39 protein-coding genes are annotated in these 23,645 nt (G+C 51.3%); all 39 read left to right on the forward strand.

Annotation, left to right across the window (positions count from 1 at the left end):
- Window positions 1-31 precede the first annotated feature (31 nt).
- Complete coding sequence (locus tag GF423_RS08685) at window positions 32-868, forward strand: hypothetical protein (protein ID WP_154327975.1); 837 nt, start codon at window positions 32-34, stop codon at window positions 866-868.
- An 11-nt stretch (window positions 869-879) separates the two neighbouring features.
- Window positions 880-1,314, forward strand: a complete 435-nt coding sequence (locus GF423_RS08690; protein ID WP_154327976.1) for a single-stranded DNA-binding protein — start codon at window positions 880-882, stop codon at window positions 1,312-1,314.
- Between the two features lies 1 nt (window position 1,315).
- Window positions 1,316-1,573 carry a demethylase gene (locus GF423_RS08695; RefSeq protein ID WP_154327977.1) on the forward strand — a complete coding sequence of 86 codons (258 nt, stop codon included), beginning with the start codon at window positions 1,316-1,318 and terminating at the stop codon, window positions 1,571-1,573.
- Window positions 1,570-2,016 (forward strand): recombination protein NinB, encoded by a 447-nt coding sequence (locus tag GF423_RS08700; protein WP_154327978.1) that lies wholly within the window; start codon window positions 1,570-1,572, stop codon window positions 2,014-2,016. The genes GF423_RS08695 and GF423_RS08700 overlap by 4 nt, the downstream gene beginning before the upstream one ends.
- A 413-nt stretch (window positions 2,017-2,429) precedes the next feature.
- A complete protein-coding gene (locus tag GF423_RS08705) occupies window positions 2,430-3,638 on the forward strand; it encodes a DEAD/DEAH box helicase (protein WP_154327979.1) in 1,209 nt (402 codons plus the stop codon).
- Window positions 3,635-4,228, forward strand: coding sequence for a hypothetical protein (locus GF423_RS08710; RefSeq protein WP_154327980.1), 594 nt, complete (start codon window positions 3,635-3,637; stop codon window positions 4,226-4,228). The genes GF423_RS08705 and GF423_RS08710 overlap by 4 nt, the downstream gene beginning before the upstream one ends.
- A 5-nt stretch (window positions 4,229-4,233) precedes the next feature.
- Window positions 4,234-5,118 (forward strand): hypothetical protein, encoded by an 885-nt coding sequence (locus tag GF423_RS08715; RefSeq protein WP_154327981.1) that lies wholly within the window; start codon window positions 4,234-4,236, stop codon window positions 5,116-5,118.
- The gene (locus GF423_RS08720; protein WP_154327982.1) at window positions 5,111-5,716 is read left to right on the forward strand and encodes a P-loop NTPase family protein; all 606 of its coding nucleotides are present in this window, start codon (window positions 5,111-5,113) and stop codon (window positions 5,714-5,716) included. The genes GF423_RS08715 and GF423_RS08720 overlap by 8 nt, the downstream gene beginning before the upstream one ends.
- A gap of 112 nt (window positions 5,717-5,828) precedes the next feature.
- On the forward strand, window positions 5,829-6,398 hold the full coding sequence (locus GF423_RS08725; RefSeq protein ID WP_154327983.1) for an NUMOD4 domain-containing protein: 570 nt from the start codon (window positions 5,829-5,831) through the stop codon (window positions 6,396-6,398).
- Between the two features lie 26 nt (window positions 6,399-6,424).
- On the forward strand, window positions 6,425-8,056 hold the full coding sequence (locus tag GF423_RS08730) for a ParB/RepB/Spo0J family partition protein (protein WP_154327984.1): 1,632 nt from the start codon (window positions 6,425-6,427) through the stop codon (window positions 8,054-8,056).
- Between the two features lie 59 nt (window positions 8,057-8,115).
- Window positions 8,116-8,400: a hypothetical protein gene (locus GF423_RS08735; protein WP_154327985.1), complete on the forward strand. Its 285-nt coding sequence runs from the start codon at window positions 8,116-8,118 to the stop codon at window positions 8,398-8,400.
- A gap of 11 nt (window positions 8,401-8,411) precedes the next feature.
- Window positions 8,412-8,744, forward strand: coding sequence for a hypothetical protein (locus tag GF423_RS08740; RefSeq protein ID WP_154327986.1), 333 nt, complete (start codon window positions 8,412-8,414; stop codon window positions 8,742-8,744).
- A gap of 135 nt (window positions 8,745-8,879) precedes the next feature.
- Window positions 8,880-9,125, forward strand: a complete 246-nt coding sequence (locus tag GF423_RS08745) for a hypothetical protein (RefSeq protein ID WP_154327987.1) — start codon at window positions 8,880-8,882, stop codon at window positions 9,123-9,125.
- Window positions 9,103-9,336, forward strand: a complete 234-nt coding sequence (locus GF423_RS08750; RefSeq protein ID WP_154327988.1) for a hypothetical protein — start codon at window positions 9,103-9,105, stop codon at window positions 9,334-9,336. Before GF423_RS08745 ends, GF423_RS08750 begins: the two co-directional genes overlap by 23 nt.
- Window positions 9,333-9,503: a hypothetical protein gene (locus GF423_RS08755; RefSeq protein WP_154327989.1), complete on the forward strand. Its 171-nt coding sequence runs from the start codon at window positions 9,333-9,335 to the stop codon at window positions 9,501-9,503. The genes GF423_RS08750 and GF423_RS08755 overlap by 4 nt, the downstream gene beginning before the upstream one ends.
- The gene (locus GF423_RS08760; protein ID WP_154327990.1) at window positions 9,500-9,820 is read left to right on the forward strand and encodes a hypothetical protein; all 321 of its coding nucleotides are present in this window, start codon (window positions 9,500-9,502) and stop codon (window positions 9,818-9,820) included. The genes GF423_RS08755 and GF423_RS08760 overlap by 4 nt, the downstream gene beginning before the upstream one ends.
- 131 nt (window positions 9,821-9,951) lie before the next feature.
- The gene (locus GF423_RS08765) at window positions 9,952-10,335 is read left to right on the forward strand and encodes a hypothetical protein (protein ID WP_154327991.1); all 384 of its coding nucleotides are present in this window, start codon (window positions 9,952-9,954) and stop codon (window positions 10,333-10,335) included.
- The gene (locus tag GF423_RS08770; protein WP_154327992.1) at window positions 10,332-10,616 is read left to right on the forward strand and encodes a hypothetical protein; all 285 of its coding nucleotides are present in this window, start codon (window positions 10,332-10,334) and stop codon (window positions 10,614-10,616) included. The genes GF423_RS08765 and GF423_RS08770 overlap by 4 nt, the downstream gene beginning before the upstream one ends.
- Before the next feature lie 314 nt (window positions 10,617-10,930).
- Entirely contained in the window at window positions 10,931-11,236 is a 306-nt protein-coding gene (locus tag GF423_RS14080) for a helix-turn-helix domain-containing protein (protein WP_206113199.1), read from the forward strand.
- On the forward strand, window positions 11,226-11,912 hold the full coding sequence (locus GF423_RS08780) for an HNH endonuclease signature motif containing protein (protein WP_154327994.1): 687 nt from the start codon (window positions 11,226-11,228) through the stop codon (window positions 11,910-11,912). Before GF423_RS14080 ends, GF423_RS08780 begins: the two co-directional genes overlap by 11 nt.
- Window positions 11,909-13,042 carry a tyrosine-type recombinase/integrase gene (locus tag GF423_RS08785; protein WP_154327995.1) on the forward strand — a complete coding sequence of 378 codons (1,134 nt, stop codon included), beginning with the start codon at window positions 11,909-11,911 and terminating at the stop codon, window positions 13,040-13,042. The genes GF423_RS08780 and GF423_RS08785 overlap by 4 nt, the downstream gene beginning before the upstream one ends.
- Window positions 13,042-13,797, forward strand: a complete 756-nt coding sequence (locus tag GF423_RS08790) for an N-6 DNA methylase (RefSeq protein ID WP_154327996.1) — start codon at window positions 13,042-13,044, stop codon at window positions 13,795-13,797. Before GF423_RS08785 ends, GF423_RS08790 begins: the two co-directional genes overlap by 1 nt.
- Before the next feature lie 16 nt (window positions 13,798-13,813).
- Window positions 13,814-14,065 (forward strand): hypothetical protein, encoded by a 252-nt coding sequence (locus tag GF423_RS08795; RefSeq protein ID WP_154327997.1) that lies wholly within the window; start codon window positions 13,814-13,816, stop codon window positions 14,063-14,065.
- Window positions 14,062-14,292 (forward strand): hypothetical protein, encoded by a 231-nt coding sequence (locus tag GF423_RS08800; protein ID WP_154327998.1) that lies wholly within the window; start codon window positions 14,062-14,064, stop codon window positions 14,290-14,292. The genes GF423_RS08795 and GF423_RS08800 overlap by 4 nt, the downstream gene beginning before the upstream one ends.
- A 19-nt stretch (window positions 14,293-14,311) precedes the next feature.
- Window positions 14,312-14,611 (forward strand): hypothetical protein, encoded by a 300-nt coding sequence (locus GF423_RS08805; RefSeq protein WP_154327999.1) that lies wholly within the window; start codon window positions 14,312-14,314, stop codon window positions 14,609-14,611.
- Window positions 14,601-15,407, forward strand: a complete 807-nt coding sequence (locus GF423_RS08810) for a chromosome partitioning protein ParB (RefSeq protein WP_154328000.1) — start codon at window positions 14,601-14,603, stop codon at window positions 15,405-15,407. Before GF423_RS08805 ends, GF423_RS08810 begins: the two co-directional genes overlap by 11 nt.
- A gap of 21 nt (window positions 15,408-15,428) precedes the next feature.
- The gene (locus GF423_RS08815; protein ID WP_154328001.1) at window positions 15,429-15,674 is read left to right on the forward strand and encodes a DNA-directed RNA polymerase subunit alpha C-terminal domain-containing protein; all 246 of its coding nucleotides are present in this window, start codon (window positions 15,429-15,431) and stop codon (window positions 15,672-15,674) included.
- Between the two features lie 29 nt (window positions 15,675-15,703).
- Window positions 15,704-16,126, forward strand: a complete 423-nt coding sequence (locus GF423_RS08820) for a DUF4494 domain-containing protein (protein WP_154328002.1) — start codon at window positions 15,704-15,706, stop codon at window positions 16,124-16,126.
- Complete coding sequence (locus tag GF423_RS08825) at window positions 16,116-16,535, forward strand: dUTP diphosphatase (RefSeq protein WP_154328003.1); 420 nt, start codon at window positions 16,116-16,118, stop codon at window positions 16,533-16,535. Before GF423_RS08820 ends, GF423_RS08825 begins: the two co-directional genes overlap by 11 nt.
- Before the next feature lie 20 nt (window positions 16,536-16,555).
- Window positions 16,556-16,762, forward strand: a complete 207-nt coding sequence (locus GF423_RS08830) for a hypothetical protein (RefSeq protein WP_154328004.1) — start codon at window positions 16,556-16,558, stop codon at window positions 16,760-16,762.
- 82 nt (window positions 16,763-16,844) lie between these two features.
- Window positions 16,845-17,195 (forward strand): hypothetical protein, encoded by a 351-nt coding sequence (locus tag GF423_RS08835; RefSeq protein ID WP_154328005.1) that lies wholly within the window; start codon window positions 16,845-16,847, stop codon window positions 17,193-17,195.
- A 53-nt stretch (window positions 17,196-17,248) separates the two neighbouring features.
- The gene (locus GF423_RS08840) at window positions 17,249-17,920 is read left to right on the forward strand and encodes a ParB/RepB/Spo0J family partition protein (protein WP_154328006.1); all 672 of its coding nucleotides are present in this window, start codon (window positions 17,249-17,251) and stop codon (window positions 17,918-17,920) included.
- The gene (locus GF423_RS08845) at window positions 17,917-18,669 is read left to right on the forward strand and encodes a GREB1-related protein (protein ID WP_154328007.1); all 753 of its coding nucleotides are present in this window, start codon (window positions 17,917-17,919) and stop codon (window positions 18,667-18,669) included. Before GF423_RS08840 ends, GF423_RS08845 begins: the two co-directional genes overlap by 4 nt.
- A 79-nt stretch (window positions 18,670-18,748) precedes the next feature.
- Window positions 18,749-19,300, forward strand: a complete 552-nt coding sequence (locus GF423_RS08850) for a hypothetical protein (RefSeq protein ID WP_154328008.1) — start codon at window positions 18,749-18,751, stop codon at window positions 19,298-19,300.
- Window positions 19,301-19,333: 33 nt separating this feature from the next.
- Window positions 19,334-20,113, forward strand: coding sequence for an NAD-dependent epimerase/dehydratase family protein (locus GF423_RS08855; RefSeq protein WP_154328009.1), 780 nt, complete (start codon window positions 19,334-19,336; stop codon window positions 20,111-20,113).
- A 69-nt stretch (window positions 20,114-20,182) separates the two neighbouring features.
- Window positions 20,183-20,332: a hypothetical protein gene (locus GF423_RS08860; RefSeq protein ID WP_154328010.1), complete on the forward strand. Its 150-nt coding sequence runs from the start codon at window positions 20,183-20,185 to the stop codon at window positions 20,330-20,332.
- 142 nt (window positions 20,333-20,474) lie between these two features.
- Window positions 20,475-20,750, forward strand: a complete 276-nt coding sequence (locus tag GF423_RS08865; protein ID WP_154328011.1) for a hypothetical protein — start codon at window positions 20,475-20,477, stop codon at window positions 20,748-20,750.
- Window positions 20,750-22,762: a PBSX family phage terminase large subunit gene (locus GF423_RS08870; RefSeq protein WP_154328012.1), complete on the forward strand. Its 2,013-nt coding sequence runs from the start codon at window positions 20,750-20,752 to the stop codon at window positions 22,760-22,762. Before GF423_RS08865 ends, GF423_RS08870 begins: the two co-directional genes overlap by 1 nt.
- A 134-nt stretch (window positions 22,763-22,896) precedes the next feature.
- A complete protein-coding gene (locus GF423_RS08875) occupies window positions 22,897-23,484 on the forward strand; it encodes a hypothetical protein (RefSeq protein ID WP_154328013.1) in 588 nt (195 codons plus the stop codon).
- The last annotated feature ends 161 nt before the right edge of the window (window positions 23,485-23,645 follow it).

The following is a 23,645-nucleotide window of genomic DNA, read 5'->3' on the forward strand; positions in this document are numbered from 1 at the left end:
CAGGTGTCATTCCTGTTTATTCTTTTTTATTATGGCTACATCAATAGTAGAAACAATCACACCTGCGAAAGCACAGGAGTATTTAGAGAAATTCAGCGGTCAGAACCGCAACATTAGCAAAGCCGTTGTAGATAGTTACTCTCTTTCCATGCGAGAAGGGAAATGGCTGTTGAATGGGGAACCAATCGTGTTTGACATTCATGGAGTTATTCAAAACGGGTATCACCGACTCCACGCATGTACAAAAGCTGGAGTTCCTTTTCAAACATTTGTTGTACGAGGTGTTGAGCCCGAAGTATTTACAACCTTTGATTGTGGGCGACATCGCACAGTTGGTCAGCTCATCGGAATGCAAGGCGTCAAGCATTACAACGCTGTCGCATCAACAGTCCAGTTGTCTTACCGCCTTAAAAGTGGACACGCGGTAGGCGAAACGGTTTCTGCAACAAAACGACTTGGCAAGACCAATTCCGACATGATTAATTATTTCAATTCTGACAGAGAATTGTTTATTGCGTGCGGAAAATTTGCAGTTGAAATGAGAGAGTGCCCAATTTTGGACGCGTCTATCATAGGCGGAACGACTCACTACCTTACTCGCTATGGTGGTTATGATGTTGAGTTTGTAAAAAATTTCTTCAGGATGGTTTGTTCTTATGACACCTGCAAGATAAACTGCATCAATCTACTCCGCAAGCGCTTGTTAAAGAACAAAAGTTCAAAGCTTGAGAAAATGAACAAGAACGTTCTTTATGCCTTGATTATCAAGACATGGAATGCTTATGTCACAGGAGCAGGAGAAAGTGTCAAGATTTTGAAGTTTGATACCGAACGAGATGAATACCCAAAATTTATTTTAAATAAATAATTGAAAACATTATGTCAGTAAATCGCGTAACGTTACTTGGCAACGTGGGCAAGCAGCCCGAAATCAGAGAAGGGGCAGGTGGAGCCAAGTTCGCCACCTTCAGCCTCGCAACAACCGACCGCGCATATACAAAGCGAGACGGCACGCAGGTGCCAGAGCGCACCGAGTGGCACAACATCGTGGCCAACGGCAGCGTGGTGGGGATAATCGAGCGGTATGTCACCGCCGGTACCAAACTCTACATCGAGGGCAAGTTGAGGACTCGCAAGTACACCGCAAGGGACAACACCGAGCGCACCGTCACCGAGATTTACCTCGACAACATGGAATTGCTCGGCGGCAAGCATGAGCAGCCTCAGCAGGGCACCAATCCTCCTTTCTACAACCAACAGCGTTACCAGCAGAGCCCGACTAACTGGGGCGGTGACGACAATGTGCCGTACTGATATGGCAAAGGTTGTTGAGTTTGACCGCTTCAAGGTCATCAAGGCCTCAGCAAAGGAAATGTTTGAAGCCGTAGGGTCGCCCGGCATCTGCGACTATTGCAGCGAGCGGCCCAAACACGGCTACTACATTGCAGTGCTGAACAAGTGGTACTGCCCCAAATGCTGGGAGAATTTCAAGAAACGTGCAGTATGGTATCCCGAGGACGCGATGGTTGAGAACAGAAACTTCGAGTGCTATTCAAAACTGCTTGGATTATGATAGTCCACCTGCATAAAGAGAACGGCCACGTCACCGACCAGCGCACCCTCGACAGCGTGTGTGGGTTCCTGCCGAACGGTGACTATGTGGCCACCATCGAGCCGAAAGCGACATGGGAGCGCAAGAAGCCTCGCACGCTTAATCAAAACGCGCTCCTATGGCTTTGGCTATCCGACATCGCAAACTTCTTCAACAAGACCTATGGCGATGATCACTGGAACAAAGACAACGTGCATGACCTATTCTGCGAGATGTTCCGTTACCCGGTCGTGCTGCCTAACGGCCAGGTTATCGACAAGTGGGTTGAGACCAGCAAGCTCAACAAGCGTCAGATGACCGACTTCATGAACAAGATACAGAGCTACATGGCAACCGAGCATGGTGCAACCGTGCCCCTGCCGGATGATGAAAAGTATAAAGATTTCAAGAATCTTTACTCATGACCTCGAAATAGTAATCCAAATGCTACATTTTCATTATCAAATCCCACACAGTGGCCGCGAGGCATAAGGGTGGGAGCTACAACTCATATACTGGTTTTATATTTTCATTGTTACATACGCGCCAAGCCCGTGAGGGTGCAGCGCTTTCAAGGGTGAGTGACAAAAAGGGCTGACGTCGGAACGATGCCCGTTAATAATAATTCATTTTTTTTGTTGTCAATGGTGTGTAATTAGCAAGACTCCAGGTTCGACTCCTGGCTCACCCACAAGTCAAATTTTAATTCATTCATTGCTTCAAGTCGGGCAACTCCGTGGGTAAGGAGCTACGGAAACCTAATTCCGTAAATCGTTGGTTCGACTCCAACCCCGACTACTGCCGCAAGGCTACAAGTCAAACATTTTATTCACGAAAAATGAAATATACACTGAGACCATATCAGCAAGAAGCGAGTGACGCGGCTGTCAAGTTTTTTAGCGACAAGACAACCGCAAAGCACAACGGGCTGCTCATTCTCCCCACGGGAGCCGGCAAGTCGCTCGTGATTGCCGACATCGCCAGCAAGATTGACGAGCCGTTGATTGTGCTTCAACCAAGCCGCGAGATACTTGAGCAGAACTATGCGAAGCTCATGAGTTATGGTGTGTGGGACTGCTCAATCTACTCTGCAAGCCTCAACCGCAAGGAGATTAACCGCATCACATTCGCCACCATTGGCAGCGTGATGGCCCACTTGGACGATTTCAACGTGTTCCATAAAATCCTCATCGACGAGTGCCACCTGGTCAATCCTCGTGGTGGCCAGTACAAGGAGTTCATCGAAGCCGTCGAGGGGCGGCAGGTGATAGGCCTCACCGCCACACCTTACCGCCTCGGGCAGACGATAGACCCCAAGACTATCAACAGCAAGTGGAAGAAATACGGCTCAATCCTCAAATTCTTGACGAGGACGCGCCCGAGAGTGTTCGACCAAGTACTTTATTATTGCCAGGTAAAGACGCTGTTAGAGGGCGGTTTCCTGGCGAAATTGAGGTACTTCGACATGAATGCGCTTGAGCTGGATCGCGTTAAGCTCAACTCCACGGGTGCAGACTACGACGATGAGAGCCTTTTCAAGGAGTTCGAGCGGGTGGGCTTCTTTGAGTACACCCTCAACATCGTTAAGCGCGTCATGCGCCCGAAGGACGGCTCACTTCGCCACGGAATACTGGTGTTCTGCCGTTTCGTCGAGGATGCCGAGCGCCTCGCCGACGAACTTTGCGGCTTCTGCGAGGTGGTATCCGGTGCCACGCCAAAAAAAGAGCGCGAGGCGATACTTGAGCGGTTCAAGAGCGGAGAAACGGAGGTGGTCGCCAACGTGGGCGTGCTCACCACCGGATTCGATTTCCCTGCGCTGGACACAATTATTTTGGCGAGACCTACGATGTCGCTGGCCCTTTTTTACCAAATGGTGGGGCGCGCGATTAGACCCTATCCCGGCAAAGACGGCTGGGTGATTGACCTCTGCGGGTCGGTCACCAAGTTCGGAAAGGTCGAGGAATTGTGGCTGGACCACGATGAGCGTGGCGGCTGGATTATTACGAGTAACGGAAAACAATTAACCAACATAATGATGACAAAATGAGTTGGAAACGATTTAAGTTCGGCAATCAAAAGTTGTATGTCATTCCCGGCACGGATCACCGCTTCCGGACCGAGCACGATGCAAAGTTCTACTGCGATGAGCACGGGATTGACTTTGCGACTGTCGAGAAATACGACTCCAAGAAGGAGTACGCCCGCTGGCTGGAGTTGCAGATCCTGCAACGCGTCGGCGAGATTAGTGAGCTTCGCCGTCAGGTGGAGTTTGAGTTGATACCTGCCAAGTACGAGACCAAAAAGGTCAAGGACAAGGTAGTTCGTAAATGGTTTGTACCCTACGACCTCCCATGTGGTATTTATGAGTGTATGACGAGGAAAGAAGCTGAGACCTTTGCTAAGGCTAATAAAATCCCATACAAAAAGATTTACAGCAAGGAGTACACCGAGCCGGTCTACAAGGAGGAGTGCATCATGCAGAACGCCGTCTACACTGCCGACTTCGTTTACCGCGACAAGGACGGCAACGAGGTCGTTGAGGACGTGAAGAGTGAAGTAACCCGTAAGGAAGCCGACTATGTGCTGCGTCGCAAGTTGATGCTGGACCGCCACGGTATACTTGTTTTGGAGACTTGACGACTATGGAAGATGGCTGGATAAAACTTCACCGAAAGATGCGTGAATGGCAACACTACCAACGACCATCTGTACGACTGGTCTTTGAGGAGTTGTTGTTCTGCGCCAACACAAAGCCCGCGTGGTTTCATGGCATCAAGGTTAACCGAGGTGAAACTATGGTGTCGATTGAGACCATTTGCGCTTACACTGGTTTCGCCAGAGCAACAGTGGTTGCAGCACTTAAAATATTAGAAGAAACCAAAGAAATCAAGCGTTCAAAATGCTGGCGCGGCATTCGCACAAAAATCGTGAATTTTGATAAGTACCAAGACAATGGAAGTTCAGAAAGCAGTACAGGAAGTAGTTCAAAAACTGAACTGCTTATTGAACCACAAAGTGAACTGCAAACTGAACTGCTTATTGAACCCGAACAAGAATTAAAGAAAGATAAGAAAGAAAAGAATAATATAGATGCTAACGCATCTACGTCAGGTGCTGCCGCACCCGACCCCGAAATGTCCTCTCAAGAAAGTGTGGATTATGTCGGGTTAATGAAATTCTTTAATCGGACAATGGAGGAGGCCGGCGCAATCATTCCTCGGTGCAAGTCTTGCGATGGCAAGCGCAGAGAGTTCGTCCGCGCCCGCATCCGTGAACATGGTCTTGACGCAGTTTACGAGATGATCACGAAAGCGAGCCAAAGCGATTTCCTCAACGGAAAGAGCCGGAGCGGTTGGATTGCCGACTTCACCTGGCTGTTCCGCCCCTCAAACTTCCAAAAAGTGCTTGAGGGCAACTACGACAATAGAACAAAAAACTACAATGGACAACAAAACAATCAACCAAGCACTGGGAGCAATCCCAAAAACACCGTCACAGGGTTCAAAGTCATCAAGGCCGGTGGTTGACTTCAACATCGAGTCACAAATCTTCCGCTCGTGCCTGCTCAAGGTAGAGCCGAAGTTCGACATCGCCAAAGGCGACAGACGGGTGCTTAACTCCATATTCGCGTGGATATGGAAAAAAGACAACATCAACGTGCTCGGCCTGGACTACGACAAAGGTTTCTACCTCTATGGTCCACTCGGGCGTGGCAAGACGATGACGATGCTTGCGACGAGGAAGTACATGAACAGCGTGTTTGCCCGGCACAGGCACATGCAGGAGGACTACCGGCTGAAGGCGTGGTGGAAGACTGCAAGCGAGCTTGCAAACATCTATGCCGCCGACGGGCAGCCTGCGTTGATGCAGTACACAGCACAGGACGTCAACCTGGTGATAGACGAGTTCGGGCGTGAGCCAAACCCTGCAAACAACTACGGTACGAAGATGAACGTGTTGCAGTTCGTGTTGCAGCTGCGCTACGACCACCGCCGTACGAGCGTCACGCACATCACCACAAACATGAGACTCGAAGACATTGAGCCGCGTTATGGCGACTATGTGGCTGACCGCTGCAAGGAAATGTTCAACTTCATCGAGTTCGATGGAGATAGCCTACGTTAAATAGAGTTGGTCGGACTAAAAAACGGCGAAAATCAGAACCGCCCAACGTCCAACGATGATTAACTTTGCAATGCAATAAGATAAAAGTCAAACATTTAATTCATTAAAAGAAATGGAAGATTTTTCAAATGAAATTTGGAAGCCCATTGTCGACTATGAGGGCCTTTACGAAGTGAGCAGCCTTGGAAGAGTAAGAAGTGTCGACAGAGTTGTTCGTGGTAACTATGGGCATTCCCAACCCAAAAAAGGCACCATCCTCAAAGGGAGAGTTGACAAGGATGGCTACATTGACATTGTTTTGTCGAAGAACTGCAAAACAAAACATTTTCGTGCCCACCGTCTTGTCGCAATAGCTTTTATTCCAAATCCCTCAAACAAAGAGCAGGTCAATCACATCAACGAGTGTCCGAGTGACAATCGGGTTGATAATTTGGAATGGGTTACATGTAAAGAAAACATCAATTACGGCACAAGAACTTCTAAAATGGTTGAAACGAGGGTACAACGTGGAATTTTGTCAAAACCAGTCATTCAAATTGATGCAGCGACAAAACAAGTGATTGCCGAATATAGAAGCATGCACGTGGCAGAGAGAGAGACTGGAGCAAAGGATAGCAGCATTTCTCGTTGCTGTTATGGCAAACAAAAATTAGCCAAAGGGTTCCTTTGGAAGTTTAAATAAAGTCAAACATTTAATTCACAATTCTTATGGAAGTAAAGAACATTCCGCTGGTAAGAATACACACCAGCCCCCTCAATCCAAGAAAAACTATCGATGAGGGAGACCTGCAAGACCTTTCCAACAACATCAAACAGCAAGGCTTGCTCCAACCAATTACCGTGCGTCCCATTGAAGCGGACGATACCAACCCTCTGTGTGGTGAATTTGAGATTATATGCGGCGAACGCCGTTACCGTGCCGTATCAATGCTTGAAGAAGATACAATCCCCTGCATCGTACGGGAGATGACCGACGAGGAAGCCCTCGACGCGATGATCACCGAGAACCTCCAGCGCAAGGACGTTGACCCGATTGAAGAGGCATTCGCCTTCGGTCAGCTGCTCAAGACCGGCAAGACCATTGAGCAGATCGCCGACCGCATCGGCAAGTCCAAGCGATTTGTCCAAGAACGTATCAAACTTGACAACCTTTTGCCCGACCTCAAGAAAATGGTCAAAGACGGGAAGCTGCACATTGGCGCAGCCATGCACGTCTGCAAACTCACAGAAGATGAGCAACGACAATTCCTTGAGTGGTGCGATGACCAAGACCAAGACTACATCAGCAGGCGCGATGCAGAGATGTTCACCGATAACCTTTTCATGAACATCTGCAAGGCTGACTGGCACAAAGATTTCAAGGGCTCATGCGGCACCACCTGCATTGAGTGCCCGTTCAACAACGCCAACGTGGGCTGTCTGTTCTACGAAATGAAGCCCCACGATGCCACCTGCACCAGTCGTGAGCGATGGAACAAGAAACGTCACTCATGGTTGCTCAAGCGCATCGATGACAATGCCGATGTCCTCGTCAAGGAGGGTGATAACCTTGAGGCCGGAAAGAGTGTGATTGTCGCCGAATCGAGCCAATACTTCCCAGACAAGAACACCGACTACGAGCAAGTGCTGGAGTATATCCGTGGCAAGGGCTTCAAGGTGGTCAATAAAGAAGACTACTTCGAGCGCTTCTCATCTTACAGAGAGGATGATGAACGGCTGCAAGAGAAACTCGCCAACAACGAGGTTTACCGAGCCGTCGTGGTGGAATCGACATGGAGAGGTGTTGAGGTCAATGTACGATACTATGAGTTCAAGAAAACTGGCACGGAGCATAGCAGCGATGAAGTGAAAGCCATGCAGCTCGTCAACGAGTACAAAGAGAACGAGCGCAAGAGTGCCAGCACACTCGCATCCAAGCTGCGAGACATCCTCCGCGACATGGAGCCGACCGAGTTGAGCACCGAACCTCTCAACCAAACCGAGAGCCTGGTGCTGATGACCTTGATATTGAAGAAATGTTCGTACCAGCTACGCAATGCGCTCAACATCAACTTCACTTACAGCTCCGACCCACAAGTGCTGAACTATGTCAAAGCGCATACCGAGCAAGTGCATCAAATATGCCGGGACTTCCTGCGTGAGGAGTTGTCCAGTGCGGGTGTCGAGTATAACGCAGACATGCAAGTGTGCCAGTCCATGCTTCTGCAAGACTGGGCTAAAGAGCAGACCGAGCAGATGTCCACCGACATGGCAGTCAAGCTCGCCAAGAAGCAAGCCAAGATTGAAGAGCAACTCACCGCCCTCGGCTACAACACCGATGGCACAAAGATGGACTTCTAATGAATTTCTCGCAGCTTAACTACTTCGAGAGGGACAAGCTCGTCCCTCTCGTTTGTGACATGCTCACGAAAGCGAACGGTCGCCCGCTGCCGTCGCAGGTGATTGCCGAGGCGATCCGCAAGATAGGACACCACACCGACACCCGGTCGGTGCGCCGTGTCATCAGCTACATCAGGCGCGAGGGACTTGTGCCCTGTGTCGCCTCCAGCCCCAAAGGTTTTTTCGTGGCCAACAACGTTCGTGAGATAACAGACACAATACTCTCCCTTGAAGGCAGGGTTGACGCCATACAGGAAGTCATAGACGCATTGAGGGAGCAACGATACTTCAAGTTCAACTTATAACGCAGAAACTTATGAAACTTTTCAGAAAAAACAACAGCCAGGCCGTGATGGCCGAAGAACAGACAGAACAACCGACAAGTGACGAGACGCGTCACGAAACAATGCAAACATCGTGGGTGGAGAAACACAAATCCTACGAGCAGGCAGAGCAGGAAAGGTGGGAGCAACGGCGATGGGAGCTCACGCGCTACCTCGTCTCCCAGGACCGGCGCAGCGTAGTGCTTGGCAAGCTAAACTTGTCTGACGCTGCGATAGCACGCAGGGCGCGGCAGCTGGCAGACGCCACGATTGAGGAATTGCGAAACAACAAAATGCAGCACGGACATGGGAAAGGGAGCAAGTGACGAACAGGAAGAGGTTGAACCAATCGCAGAGTTCACAGCCCACTGCTGCTTCCTGTTGATGCTGTTTGGCGGCATCATCCTGGTAGGTATAATTTACGGAATTTACACACTAATTGTTAATCTGATATGTCAAATATGACAACATTCATCATCATCTACGTACTCGGAGTAGTCATCAACGCCTTCGTGGCCGCGTCCATTTGGGACGACCTCAAGGACGACAAAGTACTTGAGAGGGTACGCCTGGCAATATTGCTGTTTTTCGTGCTGGCATCTGTCGGCACATGGGTATATGCAATCATCTACACGGCTGCAAGGTTCATCAAGTCGTTACACGCCGGCAAAAAGAAGAAAGGCAATGGCAAAAAGAATAACGATTAACGGGAAATGGACTTTCTACGAGACCCCGCTTTCATGCGGTGACTGCAAGTGCAGCATCAACGACAACTTGCACGAGGCAGGGGGCAAGTCATTTTGCGTATTATTTGGCAAACAGAAGAATTACTACGACACGCCTCCAAAGCGATGTGTGGAGATGTTTAAGAAGGCTTTCGCCATCGGAGGTGACGTCGCTTTAGTCGAGAAGGAATGAAAACAGAATTTAAGTACAAAGTCGGCGAGAAGGTGCTGCTCAACGGCAAGGAGTCGGTTATCGAGCAGACGGGCATCAGCCTCAACCATCAGCCGCTTTACAAAATTGACGGTTTATGGCACAAAGAAAGAAACATCACGAAGTGGTACCCTCCTTGCCCGGCATGAAACGATGCAACGTGTGCGGCGAGGAGAAGCCCGTGTCGGAGTTTTACAAGCATGGTAAGTACGTGTCTCAGCCCTGCAAGGCCTGCTCCCAAAAACGCTCAAAGTTGCGATGGGAGGCTGAGAAAGAGAGAAAGAGAAGGCTGGCAGAGAGAGCGTCGAAGCTTGCTGCCGACAAGCACATGAGAAGAAAGATGGCCAAAGATGGTGAGCTGGTATGCCGCAACTGCTGGCTCTACCCCTGCTTCAAAGGCATCGACACCATGAGCTCCAACCTCGCAGAGACCTGCATAAGCTGGCATCTGCGAGACAAAAGTTAATATAAAGTTTTCAGCAAAATTCAGCAAAATTCAGCAAAAAATAGAGTTCGAAATATTTTTCTATCTCGCTGAAAATGACTAACTTTATAGTGTAATTAAGCAAATAAGTCAAACATTTAATTCAGCAATTTATGAAAAGGTCAATCTATATCGACGGCAGGCACTGGGACAACATCATGGCCTTGCCGTGTGTTAGAGGGCTCGTAAAGAGGGGCGATGGCAAAATAGTTGTTAAAGTCAAAGTCGCTAAAGTGTCTTACATTTACGCTGGCACTGGAGATGCACTCGTCGAGGACGATGGGGGCAATTGGCACGTGAGAAAAAAGGAGTCCATGGCGCCTCGACGATTAAAGACTGGATACATGCTGTGTCCTTACTATTACGCATGGATTGAGACAAGTAATAGAGGACTTCAAGTGTACCAGTGCGTTGACGATGAGAACAACGAGTCCCGAAACTGTGAGTGGACACCCGAAAGCGGTTGCTTCAAATACCCGAAAGGAGGCCAGCAATGAGCAAGGAAAAATACAACTTTGAGTTGCGCCTCAGCTACACCACCACCCTCCAAAGCCGCTTCAACGGCACTTTCCAAGACGCCCGACTGCGAGGCGACAGAATTGCCTCACGGATGGGCAGGACGCGCCTCTATGCCTACAACGAAAAATTACGACGCTGGGAGATGCTTGGAACCTTTCTCGGGCACATGCGCTATCTAAATAAATGGGGCGAAGAGAATATCATCAAAAGCGATTATTCATGCCTAATAAGGGTAATTAAAACACAGGAAACCAAATGAAAGGCGACCGTTACAAAGTGTCGGCACAATCTTCATCAAGTTTGTTCAACCCTCAAGTTACCGAAATCTATGATGGCAGTTGAAGAACGAGACACCTCAACGAACCGAAAGAGGTTGCCAGGGCTATGTGTGCCGCCAATCCCCGACTGTTCCGATTTGCTGTCGATACCGAGCATCAAGCGCAGGGGCATGACCCCCGAAATGATAGCCGCACAGATGCTGGAGGATGTCCGGTACTGGAGAGCAATGCACCCAGGAAGGGATTGGCTGGCCATCGTGCCACCGTCGTGGAGGGACTATATAAGCTACAATATATGAGACCAACAGCACTTGAAATCATGAAGGCAGTGGCCAAAGCCTACGGCGTGACACTTGAGGATCTGCGTTCTCACAGCCGTGTGGCACGGCTCGCCACTGCGAGGGCGGTAGTTTGCTACCTGCTCTATCGATACTACAACTACAGCTTGAAGGATGTGGGGCGCATGGTGTTGAGAGACCACTCTTCGGTGATGCACAGTGTACGACTGGTCGAGGGTTTCTGCCTTTGGCCGAAGATGTACGCCACCGACCTCGCCATCATCGAGGACATCAAGCAAAAATATCTTAGCGATGGGCAGTAGACGATGGACACAAGCCGAGATAGACTATCTGAGGAAAGTCTATCCTCACCGAAGCAACGCCGACATCGCCGTGTTCCTGCACCGTCCGGTAAGGTCTATCGGGTGGAAGGCTCGCAGCCTCGGTGTGTACAAGTCGCCCGAGTTCGCCGAGCAGCAGCGCAGGGTCGGGCAGTTCAAGCCCGGACACACGCCGGTCAATGCCGGACGCGCGCAGGTGCAGTTCATGAGTGCCGAGGGCATCGCCAACTCGTCACGCACACGCTTCAAGGCAGGTGAGGTGAGGGAAACCTCGCCCACCTACCGAGAGGCGGGCTACGAGATACTGCGATCACCCGACAAGACCGGTCGCCGCTACTGGTGGATAAAGCCGGGCGACGGTCGGCGCATGATGCCCAAGCACCGCTACCTGTGGGAGCAAGCCTATGGCCCAATACCGAAAGGCATGAACATTCAGTTCAAGGACGGAGACACAACGAACTGCGTCCTCGACAATCTCTATCTCATTTCCCGCGCCGCACAGGTGCGCAAGAACTGGGACGATTTGCCCGATGAGCGCAAGGCCGCTTGCCGGGCGAAGATACAGGAAAGGCGAAACAAATCAATCAGAGCCGACCGTCTGCGCCTCAAATGGGGGCTTGAGCCGAAAGGACGGCTCGTTAAACGAATCCAAAGATGAGAAGGAAAGGGACAACACTAACACCAGATAAGCAGAAGTTGTTTTGCTCTTATACGGAGCACGTCACCGCGAAAGGTGCCGGCATTTCTGACCATTACCTCGGTTATGTCTATGATTTCTTGGTCGACGTCGATGAGGTGAACAAGCGGGGGTATACAAAGTATCGTAAATCACACTCTGCCGAGTTTCACTTGAGCGGAAAGCAGCAAGGAGCCATCAGCGACTTCATGTCATGGTGTGGAATTCAAATTGGTGGTGTTAGAAAGCGTGCACGGACAAAGGCGTTGGAGAAACGGTCAAGGCTTGACGAAAAGGCACAGCAGATATTGAACGGCTTCTCGGAATGGCTTGTCAAAGAGAACGCATACAGCCAAAATACGGTGAAGGGCTATATATTTGGGGCAAAAGATTTCCTATGCTACTCAACCTCAATCAGCACCGAGGTCGTAAAAGGCTATAAGGCAGCGATGGAAGAGCAAGGGAAATTGCCCAGAACGGTCAACCAGCGGCTAAATTCAGTCGCTGCACTTGCAAAATATCTCGGCAAGCACATAGAAATCAAGCATACCAAGATACCTCGTACTTTGAGCCTCGAGAACGTGCCGACAGAGAAAGAGGTTGAAAAATTACTTGCCTACTGCAAGGCTCACAATGAGAAAGCCTACATTTGGATCAGGCTTCTCTCAACTACAGGTGCACGAGTGCATGAGTTTGTGATGTTCACCTACGAGATGGTGGCCGCTGGACATGTGGACCTCAAGGGCAAAGGGAGTAAGGTAAGGCGGTTTTTCTTCACGCCGAAAGTGCAGCAAGAATGTGCCGAATATGCCGAAAAGAACAAATTGCAAGGGGCCATCGCCGTCAATCGAACCGGTGGCGTTTGTTCTACCCGTGGTGTCGCCCAATTATTACACGCCATGGCAGAGCGTGCGGGAGTTGACGCGAAAAAGTGTCACCCTCATGCGTTCCGCCACTTCTTCGCCAAGATGTACCTCAAACGGAGCAAGACAAAGGACGTGACTGAACTTGCAGATTTGCTCGGGCATAGCGGACTTGACACGACTATGGTTTACATCAAACGCAGTCAAGAAGAGCAAAAACGAATGTTTAACAAAAACGTGGACTGGTAATGAAACGGGCTATAGATAAATTGGGCGCATACGCTTGCAAGATTGGCAAGGACTTTTCCATCGCCTTTGAGGAGATGTTGGACTTTTTCATCGAGACATTCGACACAGACAGGGTAATGCGTCACGAGTGTAACTACCCTGCGTTGTTGGCAGAACGTAAGCAGGACAATCCAGATATGTTTGAATTGCTCGTTATGTGGCTGGAACTTACCACACAGGGCATCAAAAAGAATGGTGCCTATGACTTCTTCGGCACGATGTATGAGGAAGTCGTCAAAGGCAAGTTTAAGTCATCTTCAATGGGGCAGTTTTTCACTCCGTTGAATCTCTGCCAAGTGATGGCGGAACTTATCTACTCACCAGAAATGCAAACCGTCAATGACTGTTCATGTGGTAGCGGCCGGACCTTGCTTGCCCACTTCATGAAAAGCGATAAGACAAAGTTTTATTATTACTATGCCGAAGATCTTGACCCTATCTGCGTGAAAATGTGCGCTCTTAATTTCATGATACACGGAATGCTTGGTCAGGTTGTTCATCACGACGCACTGAAGCAGGACTTTCTCGGGGCATACGAGGTGAATGAGATTAAGTGGCCTATTCCCACGCCGTGTTGCAGTATCAGGAAAATCTCTGAAGAAGAATATTGGAACCGCCGCGACTGGCTCGTTAAACATAACCGCAAACCTCTTGCAGAGCCTATTGTGGATAACACAAAGCCGGAGTATGCAAATCTATCGCTATTTAATTTCTAATCGTTAAACGCGTGCAATGAGATTATTATACAGGACAGGAACTATATACAGCGAGATTACCAACAAGGGGCGCTCGACTGTGGCTCGAAGGGTGCGAGGCACCAACAAGCAAATCTATACATCGCGCTGGGTGGGCGAGATTGTGGTCAACTACAAGCGCTACCGATTTCGCTCAACAAATTTCGACAACGTGAGACACTGGGTGGACATGATGGTGGAGAAATACCCCACCTACATGACAGGCTTCGATAAAATAACAAAAAAATGAGACAGATATACATAGGAAAAAACAAGAAAAAGAACCACGGCTGTTGCGTCTACCACGACACCAGCCTGCAAAGGCGCGTGAGGCTGGGCAATGGCAAGGTGGTTGAGCGGCGGCACGACTGTTGGCGTGCAGACGTGCAGCTGATTGACTGCAACGGCGTGATACGCATACGGAGGCGCTTCAAGGACAGAGACGAGGCCCTTGCGTGGTTAGGGATTTATAAATAATTTTCAAAACAACAAAGTTATGGACTTACAGAAAGAACTCAACCTGCTTTTGCAGAAGGTCGGCAAAATCGTGCCGACAATGGTATTCATCGGGACGACCACCGACAAGCACAGAGCGTTCATGATGGGCTCGCCCGAAAAGACAGACGGGGAACGCAAGTTTGAGCTCGTCGCAACCGTCGCCATGATGATGGATCAGCGCACTGAACTGCGAGAAATCATCTTCTCGGCGGTGTCCTGGTTTATGCAGGAGAACCCGATGTACCGCGACGCGATGCAGGAAGCACTCAACAAAATGAAAGAGCTCGATGAACACTAACCAGCTTTCACTCTTTGACGATGTGCCGGAGCAAGAGTACGACACCGCAGAGGGCGACGAGTATGCCGCCTTTGTCAAAAAATTCAAGCCTAAAAAAACCACTGACGACTGCTACACACCGCCGGAGGTGTATGATGCCGTCGTGGGTTGGTTGCGCTCCGAGGGACTCATCGACGACACCACGCCGATTGTGCGGCCGTTCTACCCGGGCGGAGATTACCAGCGTGCAGCCTACCCGCCGGGGTGTGTGGTCGTGGATAACCCGCCGTTTTCGATTTATGCGCAGATTGTGCGGTGGTATCTGGCGCACGGCATCCGGTTCATGCTTTTCGGGCCGCAGCTCACCTTAAGCGTGTTCGGCGCGGATGCCTGCTTCATGCCGATTAGTGCAAATATCACCTACGAAAACAGTGCCGTCGTAAATACTGGGTTTGTCACCAACCTAATCCAAGGCGTGAGGCTGTGGACCGCGCCGACGCTGCGTGCCGCCATTATGGCGGTGGTCCCCACTCCGAGAACCATCACTAAAAATACTTATCCGGACAACGTCATCACTTGTGCAAACGCCGGAAAGATAGCATCAAGAGGCGTGGACCTGCGGATTAACGCCGACCAGTGCCGGTGTGTCCACAACGTCGATATGCTCAAAGCCGCCGGCAGGAAACTATTTGGCTATGGGTGGATATTGTCGACCAATGCGGCGGCTGAGCGTGCGGCGGCTGAGCGTGCTGTGAGCACCACTGTACAGTTGAGCGAGCGTGAGTGGGCCATCGTGGCCGAGTTGGATAAAAAATAATTTGGGCGTGTTGAATAATATATGAACATCAACGAACTGCTGAACCAAAATGAGCTGCACATGGCGCAGGTGCTGCGTGCAAGGCTGAACGAACTCGGTTTCCCTCCCAATGTGTTGCGTATTCTCAAAGGGCAAGGGATAACCACCCTCAACGACCTCTGCTCGCGTTCACGCGCCGACCTGCTGGGCATCCGCTTCCTCGGGTCGGCCAACGTGGACGCGATAGAGCGACTGTTAGCGACAATGGATTTACGATTACGCCAATAAGGCGAAAACACTAATTTATTAACAGAAAAATGAGATTTTTTGAAGTAAAAATCAAGATTGACAAGATGCTGGAGGACGGCACCCAAAAGACCGTCGCCGAGACCTACGCCGTGGACGCGCTCTCGTTCACCGAGGCTGAGGCAAGCATCACACAGAAGATGCAGCCGTACATCACCGGCGAGTTCAACGTGACGCACATCAAGATTGCGCAGTACAACACAGTGGTGTTCAACGAGGGCGAGTTGTTCTTCCTCGTCAAGTACAACCTAATCACCATTGACGAGAGCACGGGCAAGGAGAGACGAAATGCGATGTACGTGCTGTTCCGTGATGAAACCATTGACAAGGCCAAGGAACATGCAAGGAGTTACATGAAGGGCACGGTCGTCAACTACGAGATTGAGGCTATCAAGGAAACGAAAATCATAGACGTATTCACCAATGGAGATTAAAATCAAAAAACTGGCCGAGACAGCCACGACCCCGACGAAAGCCCATGCCACGGATGCAGGCTTTGACCTCTACGCCTCTCGCGTGGAGCGCAACGACTACGGGCAGGTCATCTGCCACACGGACATCGCCTTTGAAATTCCGCCCGGCCATGTCGGGCTGGTGTTCCCTCGCTCGTCTATTTGCAAGACATCGCTCTCGCTCACCAACTGCGTGGGTGTGATAGACAGCGGCTACCGCGGCGAGGTGAAGGGTGTGTTCCGCCAGCACGGCTTCCTGCATCCATACCGGCAGGGCGACAGGTTCGCCCAACTCATCGTCATGCGATACCCCGATGTGACGTTTGTGGAGGTGAACGAGTTGGCCGGCAGCGACCGAGGAGACAACGGCTACGGCAGTAGCGGTCAGTAATAACAAAACACAACAGCACAATGGGCAATGCACTTGAAATTCAAAAGCAGGTGTGGGTCAACTCGACGGGCAAGAAATACTCGGTCGACCTGCACGCAGGAAAGGACGGGCGCAGTGACTACTTGATGATTACCGAACACACGGGGAACAGGCGTTACCGCATCAGCATTCCCCTGCCGATGGTCGGCCACCTCATCGAGGCAATTCACGACGCACTGGAGACATAATTAACCACAAGTATAACAATTATGACTACTATAAGACCGCCGTAAGGCAAAACTTTTTTTCAGCAACATTAAATCCGATCAGATGATTACGCTTAACAAATTGACCAAAGAGCTGCATGATGAGATGATGAGGCGGGACGAAATCAACGAGCAGACTTCCCCTCGCGCCATGTCGATAAGGATTTCCCGCGACTGGCGACGTATGGACGCTTGCCATTTGAGCCGACCGCCGCTGCACCTTACGCAAGAGTTCGTGGACGCGCAGCACGTTGACGACGCCTGCCCGACCTACGAGCACGAGTTCAGCGAGCGCGAGGAACTTGCCGCCGACATCATCATCGACACAGCCCTGGCCTTGAGCCAACTCGGCTGCAAGAACATCGAGCAGGTCATCAAAGACCGCATCGCTTGGAGGTTGAGGCACAAGGATTGATGTTGCTTTCGTGAGTATTGTTGAATTTATTTAATTGTTGAAATCCGAAAGCAATGGAAAGAAAAGAAATCGATGTGTCCCTTATCACACCGAACAAGGGACAAGTCCCGGGTCTTCCGAGGAACCCGCGCCTGGTCAAGAAGGAACGCTACGAGGCCACGCGACGATCCATAGAGGAGAGCCCCGAGATGCTGGAACTGCGCGAACTGATTGTTGTGGAGTACATGGACGGCAAGTATGTCGTCGTGTGCGGCAACCTTCGGCTTCGCGCCTGCAAGGAACTTGGCTACAAGACTGTGCCGTGCAAGGTGCTGCCGGCAGATACCCCGGCGAAGAAGCTGAGGGAGTACGCCTCAAAGGACAACATCAACTACGGCGAGAATGACAAGGACATCATCGCCAATGAGTGGGCTGAGTTCCAAAGCGAGCTCGCCGACTGGGGCATGGAGTTCGATCAGCCGAAGCCGAAAGACAAGTTCCGGGAGAGATTTGAGGCGATGGACAACGACTCCGCGGTCTACCCATTAATACCGAAGTACGACGAGAAGCACGAATTGTTCATCATTCAAAGCTCTAATGAAGTTGACAGCAACTGGCTGCGTGAGGTGCTCGACATGCAGCACATGCGCTCGTACAAGACGGGCAAGGTGAGCAAGAGCAACGTCATCAGCATACAGGACTTCCGTGACGCCATCACGCGAGGTCAGAAAGGAGCTGAGCAATGAGCCTGCGTATCGTAATCCCCTCCCACAAGCGGCACGACCGAGTGTTTGCGAAATACCTCGTCAACGACCCTATCATCTGCGTGGCGAAGTCGCAGGCCGACCTCTACAAGGAGTACAACCCCGACTGCGAGATAGTGACGCACCCCGATGACATCATCGGCTTAATCCCGAAGCGCAACTGGATGGCGAAGCATTTCCGTGATTTGTTCATGCTCGACGACGATGTGGACGCCTGCAAGCGGCTCTACTCGGAGAAGGGCGAGACGGCACGCATCCGCGACCACAACGAGATAACTGCAATCATCGAGAACCTCTACGACATTGCCTGCCTGCTCGACGTTCATGTGTTCGGCTTCACCAGTCGCATCTCGCCGGTCATGTACGACGAGACGGAGTACCTCTCCCTCGACAAGATGATTACGGGCTGCTCCTACGGCGTGCGCTACAACAAGAACGTGTGGTGGAACGAGGAACTGAAGCTGAAGGAGGATTTTTGGATCTCGTGCTACATGAAGTACACCGAGCGTCGTGTCCTCACCGACTTGCGCTACAACTTCGAGCAGAAAAACACCTTCGTCAATGCAGGTGGCTTGTCGGCCATCCGCAACCAGGACGAGGAACAGCGGTCAATCCTGCTCATCCGAAAGTATTTCGGCGAGGCCATCCGCCTGAAGGGTCAAGGCAACAACGGCAAGGACAAAACCAAGTCGCTGGTGCAGTACAACATCAGTGCGTCATTCCCTTATTGAATTGACAATTTTTGGCAAAGGTTAAGGCGCTGAATTTCAGCCTTTATCTCGTCAAAAATGATTAACTTTAGAGAAAAATATGGGACATTTCGTACTGAGAACCAAGAATGGCTACGACTTCCTTGAGGTAGCCAGCGCATTGCAGAAGAGCATCCGCCGCGACGATGTAGTGGTGGCGGCTTTCTTCGGAGTGGAACTGTGGCAGTCGGGCTACGCCAACTATTTGTGGAAACGACTCTACACGATAAGTGCAGAGGACTGCTGGGGGCTCATCACCCACGAGATTGACGCGCTGCACAACGGCTATGAGCTGGTGAACAAAGGGAGCAAAGAGCCGAAAGGACGCATCTTCATCGGCAAGGCGATAATCCTGCTTTGCGAGTGCTACAAGAGCCGCGACGCCGACCACCTCAACAACCTTGCGGTGGACAAACTCGCGCTCACCGACCCGCAGATCCTCGCCGCCCTGGACGATGCACGCCGAGAACCGCTGGATGTGCCGGAATACACCTTCGACATCCACACGAAAAAAGGTCGCAAGATGGGCAAGACGAAAGCGCAGTTTTTCCACGACGAGCATGAAGCTTTGTCGCCGAGGATGCCTGGGCTTTTCGACAATCTTGTGCCTTAATTATGACTCTTTGACCAGCAGCACACCATCAAAATGAGAGCAATAATAACCGGCAGCGAGGGCTTCATCGGTAAAGTCCTCTGCCGCCGACTCCAGCCCGTCTTCGAGGTCATCCGCATCGACACGAAGATTGGGGGCGACGCCGCACGGATAGAGCCCTTGCTGGCTCACGGCGGAATTGATGCGGTGTTTCATCTTGCAGCCGAGACGAGCGTGTTCAACGACCGCCTCGACGACATCGAGCGAGAGAACGTCCACGCCTTCATGGTGGTGGCCACGGCTTGCCGACGCTACGGCGTGAAACTGGTGTATGCCTCCAGCAGCACCGCCAACGCCTGCAACACGACCTCGATGTACGGCATGACGAAGCATTTCAACGAGCAGTTCGCGAAAGCCTACTGCCCGAGAGCGACTGGCGTCCGTCTTCACAACGTGTATGGTCCCGACCCACGAGAGGGAACTCTGCTGTACAATTTGCTTAACCAAGAGACCTGCACGATTTACAACGGCGGACGCAACGTGCGCCACTTCACCTACATCGGTGACGCGGTAGAGGCGTTAATCTACGCCTACACCTGCAACCGACAACTGGTGAATGCGGTGAACCCTGTGTGCAACACGGTGCGTGAGTTCTGCGACGAGGTGGCCAAGTACAAGCCCCTCCAACTGGACTACACGGACGACTTGCGGCGACTCGACAATTTCGAGCAATCGGTGAACTATTCGATTTTCACCGTACCTTTACCGTACCGAAGCATCGAGCAAGGCTTGTCACAGGTGTTTTCGGAAAACATCTCTGCTGAGATGAAATAGATGTTTGACACCGACCGCCGGTGTCTGCGTTCCATCGTGGAGCCGGCGGTCATTTTTTTTCGAGAGATTATGAACTATACAGGAATAACGCCAGCTGGGAGCAAGGTCACAGGCCGCCTCGAAGTAGAGGACGGCATCAGTTACATCGTGCAGGTTGACGAGACCGGCAACGAGACGTGGTACATGGTGCACACCAGCAGCGTGAGAAAGGAGAATTGATATGGCTAACAGTAACCCAAAGCAGACTAAGGCTTTCCGTGACAATAAGGGCAGATTTGCACGGAATACAACGGAAACACAACGGGAAATTGCACGCAAGGGTGCAGCAGCTTCCAACCAAGTTCAAGCCGAGAAGCGAACGATGAAGGAGGTGCTTACAAGTCTGCTTGATGTGAAGCTCGAACCCGACAAAGTGCGGCAACGCATCATTAACCTCGGTTATCCTCCCGAGATTGCCGAGAATGTGACCCCACGGCTGATGATTGCCCTCGGCTTCATCAACCGCTGTATGGGCAAGGGAGACCCCAACGCCATCAAGCTGATGCTTGAGGTAATTGGGGAGTATGTGGAAACTATACGCCATGAGCTTCCAACCGACAAGGGAGAGCTTGTGCTCGCCCCAAAGAAGAAAGACTGATGTGCATTGACAGAGAACTGCTTTCGCCTAACGGCTTTTGGCTATGGAGGTACACGCTCGATCCGAGTGTGCGCTTCATCGTGCTGTACGGGGGCTCGTCCTCGGGCAAGTCGTTCTCAGTCGCGCAGTTTTTCTCCATCCTCGCCTACTACGAGGGGTGCAGTCTGTTGGTCATGCGCAAGGTAGGCGCCAGCATCGAGAAGACTATTTACTCCGATTTCCGAGCAGCCATCAACGGCATCGAGGGGTTGGCAGACTGCTGCCGTTTCAAGCAGAACAGCATCGTGTTCAACAACGGTGGCAAGATTGATTTCAGCGGTCTTGACGACCCAGAGAAAATCAAGGGTATCAGCCAGTACAAGCGAGTATTCCTTGACGAGTTGAGCGAGTACGATGAGACCGACTTCAAGCAGATACGCCTGCGTCTGCGTGGCCAGGAGGGACAGCAGATAGTGGCAGCCTTCAACCCCATCAGCGAGGAACATTGGATTAAGAAGCACTGGTTCGATCGAGAGGAATGGCACGAAATCCCGATGTCGCTTACCGTTGGAGGGGAGACACTACCGCCAGAGCTGTGTGCCGTGAAGTCGGTGCGCATGAACAGCGAGAAACTAATCCTCAACCCCAACACCGGCGAGTACGACCGCCATGCGCCCGACACAATCGTTATCCAGTCCACCTACCTCAACAACTTTTGGGTGGTGGGTTCTCCCGATGGAACTTACGGCTACTACGACTATCAAGCGATAGCCAACTTCGAGAACGACCGCATCAACGACCCCGACTACTACCAGGTCTATGCGCTCGGCGAGTGGGGCCACATCCGCACAGGCGCGGAGTTCTTCCCATCGTTCAACCGTGGTGTAGTGTGCGGCAAGTTCCCATTCAACCCCGAATTGCCCATACACATCAGCATGGACTCCAACGTGCTGCCGTATGTCACCGCTACGTTCTTCCAAAAAGAGTATAAGCCCGACGATTATCAGCAAGTTACGCAGTTCGATGAGCTGCCGATAGAGAGCCCGAACAACTCGGCACGCAAGGCTGCGAAAGTGATTGCCAAACGGCTGTGTGAGTACCACTACGACGGCAAGGTCTATCTGCATGGCGACGCGTCAGGCAAGGCGGCGAACACCATTGATGAGAATAACCGCTCGTTCTTTGACCTCGTGATTGACGAGCTGGAGCATGAAGGCTTTGAGGTTGAGGATTGCATCGGCAACAAGAACCCGAGCGTGGCGACCACCGGCGAGTTCATCAATGCCGTGTGGGACGGTCGTGTGCCGGGCGTGGCTATCCGCATCGACAACGGCTGCACCGTGAGCATAGACGACTACCAAGCCGTGCAGAAGGACGAGAACGGAGCCATCGCCAAGCAGAAGGTTACCAACCCGGTTACCAAGCAGAAGTACGAGGCACATGGGCACGTATCAGACACGCTGCGTTACGCCGTGCACGACTTGTTGCGTGCCCAGTACACCGAGTTCAGCATGGGGCGCAAGCGGTCAATCTACAGCGAGGGCGAGTTCAAGTTCTTCAACCCGGCCACGGAGTACGACTACGAGCAGACGATTGTCTATGTGCTGCCGTCGTTCGGTGGTCGTTTCGCTCTTGCGCGTCTTGCCCGCATCGGCGACCGCTGGCACCTCACCGACGTATGCCTGCGTACTGTCAAGGGCAACGATGAGATGGCTGGGTGGATTAGGTCTGTGCAAAGCGACATGTACATCGTGGAGTGTCAGCAAGCCTACTTCCCGATGGTGCGCGACCTGCGCAAGGATTTGCCGCAGGTGAACGTGCTGAGGCTCGGTACCGACCATCGCACACGTATCTCGGCGATGAGCGACTGGGTGCGCGCCCACGTCCACCTCGACCCCGAGAAGATGAGCGAGCCTGAGTATGCCGCGTTCATGGGCGACGTGCTGGACTACAACGACCAGTCACCGGCGGATCAGTCGGCAGCCTCGGCTGTGCTTTCGGGATTGGCACGCATCATCATTCGGGGTGTGTAAGCCCGACGATTATCAATGAGTTAGCAAAGGTTAAGGCGGTAAAAAACGGCGAGAAAATGAACCGACTTTGCCAAATAATGACTATCTTTATAGTGTAAATAAAATACAAGTCAAACATTTAATTCTACAAGACAATGAAAAAGAACATCAAATTTCCGGCTGACTTCTACGAGCAACTCTACGACAAGATTATGGACTACGGCTTCGATCCCGACAATGAGGACGACACCAGCTGCTCAATGGAGATTGAGATAGGCAAGTTCACAATCAACCTGACCGCCACTTTCGAGGTGCATGTTGTGGACAACAGCTTCGATCATGCCTTCGGAACAGAGTACATCTACGACCTTGAGGCTGGCGATCTTGAGGAAATCGAGGATGTTGTAATCACCTACGATGATGACGACCTCACAGAAGAAGTGGAGCTCACCGACCAATTCGACTACGAGTTCTTTTGGAACCAGTTCAAGGTTTACGGCACGAAGAGCAAGGGCGTGCAAATTCACCATGGCGATGAGGTGGTGGTGAAGTCAAGTTTCCGCTATGGGTCATGGGAGAAGATGATTTACCTCTACACCGACAAGCGCCTGGGTGTCCACGTATGCTGCCGCCGTTTCGGCAAGTATCCGTGCAAAAGGAATTACCAGTACATTCTCCCTGCCACCACCGCAGCTTTGTCAATCGTCGGCAAGAACAATTACTACCTAAGCCATCAAGTGTGATTGCGAGAGTGATTTTTTCTCAACGAGACTAAATTTTAGCTATAATACTATAAATCAACCCTTTTTGCAAAGCAAACCGTTTTGACAGAGCAAAAAACGCCGTGGGTCGGTTTCCAAGAATTTGAGATTTCGGGAAACCGGCTCTTTTTGTAGGTAACTTT

The sequence above is a fragment of the Sodaliphilus pleomorphus genome (assembly GCF_009676955.1).
Lineage (GTDB): Bacteria > Bacteroidota > Bacteroidia > Bacteroidales > Muribaculaceae > Sodaliphilus > Sodaliphilus pleomorphus.

Bases quoted from the DNA above. Each gene is read 5' to 3' on its own strand.
- GF423_RS08730 (WP_154327984.1), top strand. From the start codon at position 6,425: ATGGAAGTAAAGAACATTCCGCTGGTAAGAATACACACCAGCCCCCTC.
- GF423_RS08685 (WP_154327975.1), top strand. From the start codon at position 32: ATGGCTACATCAATAGTAGAAACAATCACACCTGCGAAAGCACAGGAG.
- GF423_RS08855 (WP_154328009.1), top strand. From the start codon at position 19,334: ATGAGAGCAATAATAACCGGCAGCGAGGGCTTCATCGGTAAAGTCCTC.
- GF423_RS08705 (WP_154327979.1), top strand. From the start codon at position 2,430: ATGAAATATACACTGAGACCATATCAGCAAGAAGCGAGTGACGCGGCT.
- GF423_RS08845 (WP_154328007.1), top strand. From the start codon at position 17,917: ATGAGCCTGCGTATCGTAATCCCCTCCCACAAGCGGCACGACCGAGTG.
- GF423_RS08755 (WP_154327989.1), top strand. From the start codon at position 9,333: ATGAAAACAGAATTTAAGTACAAAGTCGGCGAGAAGGTGCTGCTCAAC.
- GF423_RS08735 (WP_154327985.1), top strand. From the start codon at position 8,116: ATGCTCACGAAAGCGAACGGTCGCCCGCTGCCGTCGCAGGTGATTGCC.
- GF423_RS08760 (WP_154327990.1), top strand. From the start codon at position 9,500: ATGAAACGATGCAACGTGTGCGGCGAGGAGAAGCCCGTGTCGGAGTTT.
- GF423_RS08700 (WP_154327978.1), top strand. From the start codon at position 1,570: ATGATAGTCCACCTGCATAAAGAGAACGGCCACGTCACCGACCAGCGC.
- GF423_RS08800 (WP_154327998.1), top strand. From the start codon at position 14,062: ATGAGACAGATATACATAGGAAAAAACAAGAAAAAGAACCACGGCTGT.
- GF423_RS08850 (WP_154328008.1), top strand. From the start codon at position 18,749: ATGGGACATTTCGTACTGAGAACCAAGAATGGCTACGACTTCCTTGAG.
- GF423_RS08770 (WP_154327992.1), top strand. From the start codon at position 10,332: ATGAGCAAGGAAAAATACAACTTTGAGTTGCGCCTCAGCTACACCACC.
- GF423_RS08765 (WP_154327991.1), top strand. From the start codon at position 9,952: ATGAAAAGGTCAATCTATATCGACGGCAGGCACTGGGACAACATCATG.
- GF423_RS08830 (WP_154328004.1), top strand. From the start codon at position 16,556: ATGGGCAATGCACTTGAAATTCAAAAGCAGGTGTGGGTCAACTCGACG.
- GF423_RS08745 (WP_154327987.1), top strand. From the start codon at position 8,880: ATGACAACATTCATCATCATCTACGTACTCGGAGTAGTCATCAACGCC.
- GF423_RS14080 (WP_206113199.1), top strand. From the start codon at position 10,931: ATGAGACCAACAGCACTTGAAATCATGAAGGCAGTGGCCAAAGCCTAC.
- GF423_RS08725 (WP_154327983.1), top strand. From the start codon at position 5,829: ATGGAAGATTTTTCAAATGAAATTTGGAAGCCCATTGTCGACTATGAG.
- GF423_RS08870 (WP_154328012.1), top strand. From the start codon at position 20,750: ATGTGCATTGACAGAGAACTGCTTTCGCCTAACGGCTTTTGGCTATGG.
- GF423_RS08795 (WP_154327997.1), top strand. From the start codon at position 13,814: ATGAGATTATTATACAGGACAGGAACTATATACAGCGAGATTACCAAC.
- GF423_RS08740 (WP_154327986.1), top strand. From the start codon at position 8,412: ATGAAACTTTTCAGAAAAAACAACAGCCAGGCCGTGATGGCCGAAGAA.
- GF423_RS08690 (WP_154327976.1), top strand. From the start codon at position 880: ATGTCAGTAAATCGCGTAACGTTACTTGGCAACGTGGGCAAGCAGCCC.
- GF423_RS08750 (WP_154327988.1), top strand. From the start codon at position 9,103: ATGGCAAAAAGAATAACGATTAACGGGAAATGGACTTTCTACGAGACC.
- GF423_RS08815 (WP_154328001.1), top strand. From the start codon at position 15,429: ATGAACATCAACGAACTGCTGAACCAAAATGAGCTGCACATGGCGCAG.
- GF423_RS08790 (WP_154327996.1), top strand. From the start codon at position 13,042: ATGAAACGGGCTATAGATAAATTGGGCGCATACGCTTGCAAGATTGGC.
- GF423_RS08715 (WP_154327981.1), top strand. From the start codon at position 4,234: ATGGAAGATGGCTGGATAAAACTTCACCGAAAGATGCGTGAATGGCAA.
- GF423_RS08805 (WP_154327999.1), top strand. From the start codon at position 14,312: ATGGACTTACAGAAAGAACTCAACCTGCTTTTGCAGAAGGTCGGCAAA.
- GF423_RS08835 (WP_154328005.1), top strand. From the start codon at position 16,845: ATGATTACGCTTAACAAATTGACCAAAGAGCTGCATGATGAGATGATG.
- GF423_RS08825 (WP_154328003.1), top strand. From the start codon at position 16,116: ATGGAGATTAAAATCAAAAAACTGGCCGAGACAGCCACGACCCCGACG.
- GF423_RS08785 (WP_154327995.1), top strand. From the start codon at position 11,909: ATGAGAAGGAAAGGGACAACACTAACACCAGATAAGCAGAAGTTGTTT.
- GF423_RS08840 (WP_154328006.1), top strand. From the start codon at position 17,249: ATGGAAAGAAAAGAAATCGATGTGTCCCTTATCACACCGAACAAGGGA.
- GF423_RS08695 (WP_154327977.1), top strand. From the start codon at position 1,316: ATGGCAAAGGTTGTTGAGTTTGACCGCTTCAAGGTCATCAAGGCCTCA.
- GF423_RS08710 (WP_154327980.1), top strand. From the start codon at position 3,635: ATGAGTTGGAAACGATTTAAGTTCGGCAATCAAAAGTTGTATGTCATT.
- GF423_RS08860 (WP_154328010.1), top strand. From the start codon at position 20,183: ATGAACTATACAGGAATAACGCCAGCTGGGAGCAAGGTCACAGGCCGC.
- GF423_RS08875 (WP_154328013.1), top strand. From the start codon at position 22,897: ATGAAAAAGAACATCAAATTTCCGGCTGACTTCTACGAGCAACTCTAC.
- GF423_RS08820 (WP_154328002.1), top strand. From the start codon at position 15,704: ATGAGATTTTTTGAAGTAAAAATCAAGATTGACAAGATGCTGGAGGAC.
- GF423_RS08780 (WP_154327994.1), top strand. From the start codon at position 11,226: ATGGGCAGTAGACGATGGACACAAGCCGAGATAGACTATCTGAGGAAA.
- GF423_RS08865 (WP_154328011.1), top strand. From the start codon at position 20,475: ATGAAGGAGGTGCTTACAAGTCTGCTTGATGTGAAGCTCGAACCCGAC.
- GF423_RS08810 (WP_154328000.1), top strand. From the start codon at position 14,601: ATGAACACTAACCAGCTTTCACTCTTTGACGATGTGCCGGAGCAAGAG.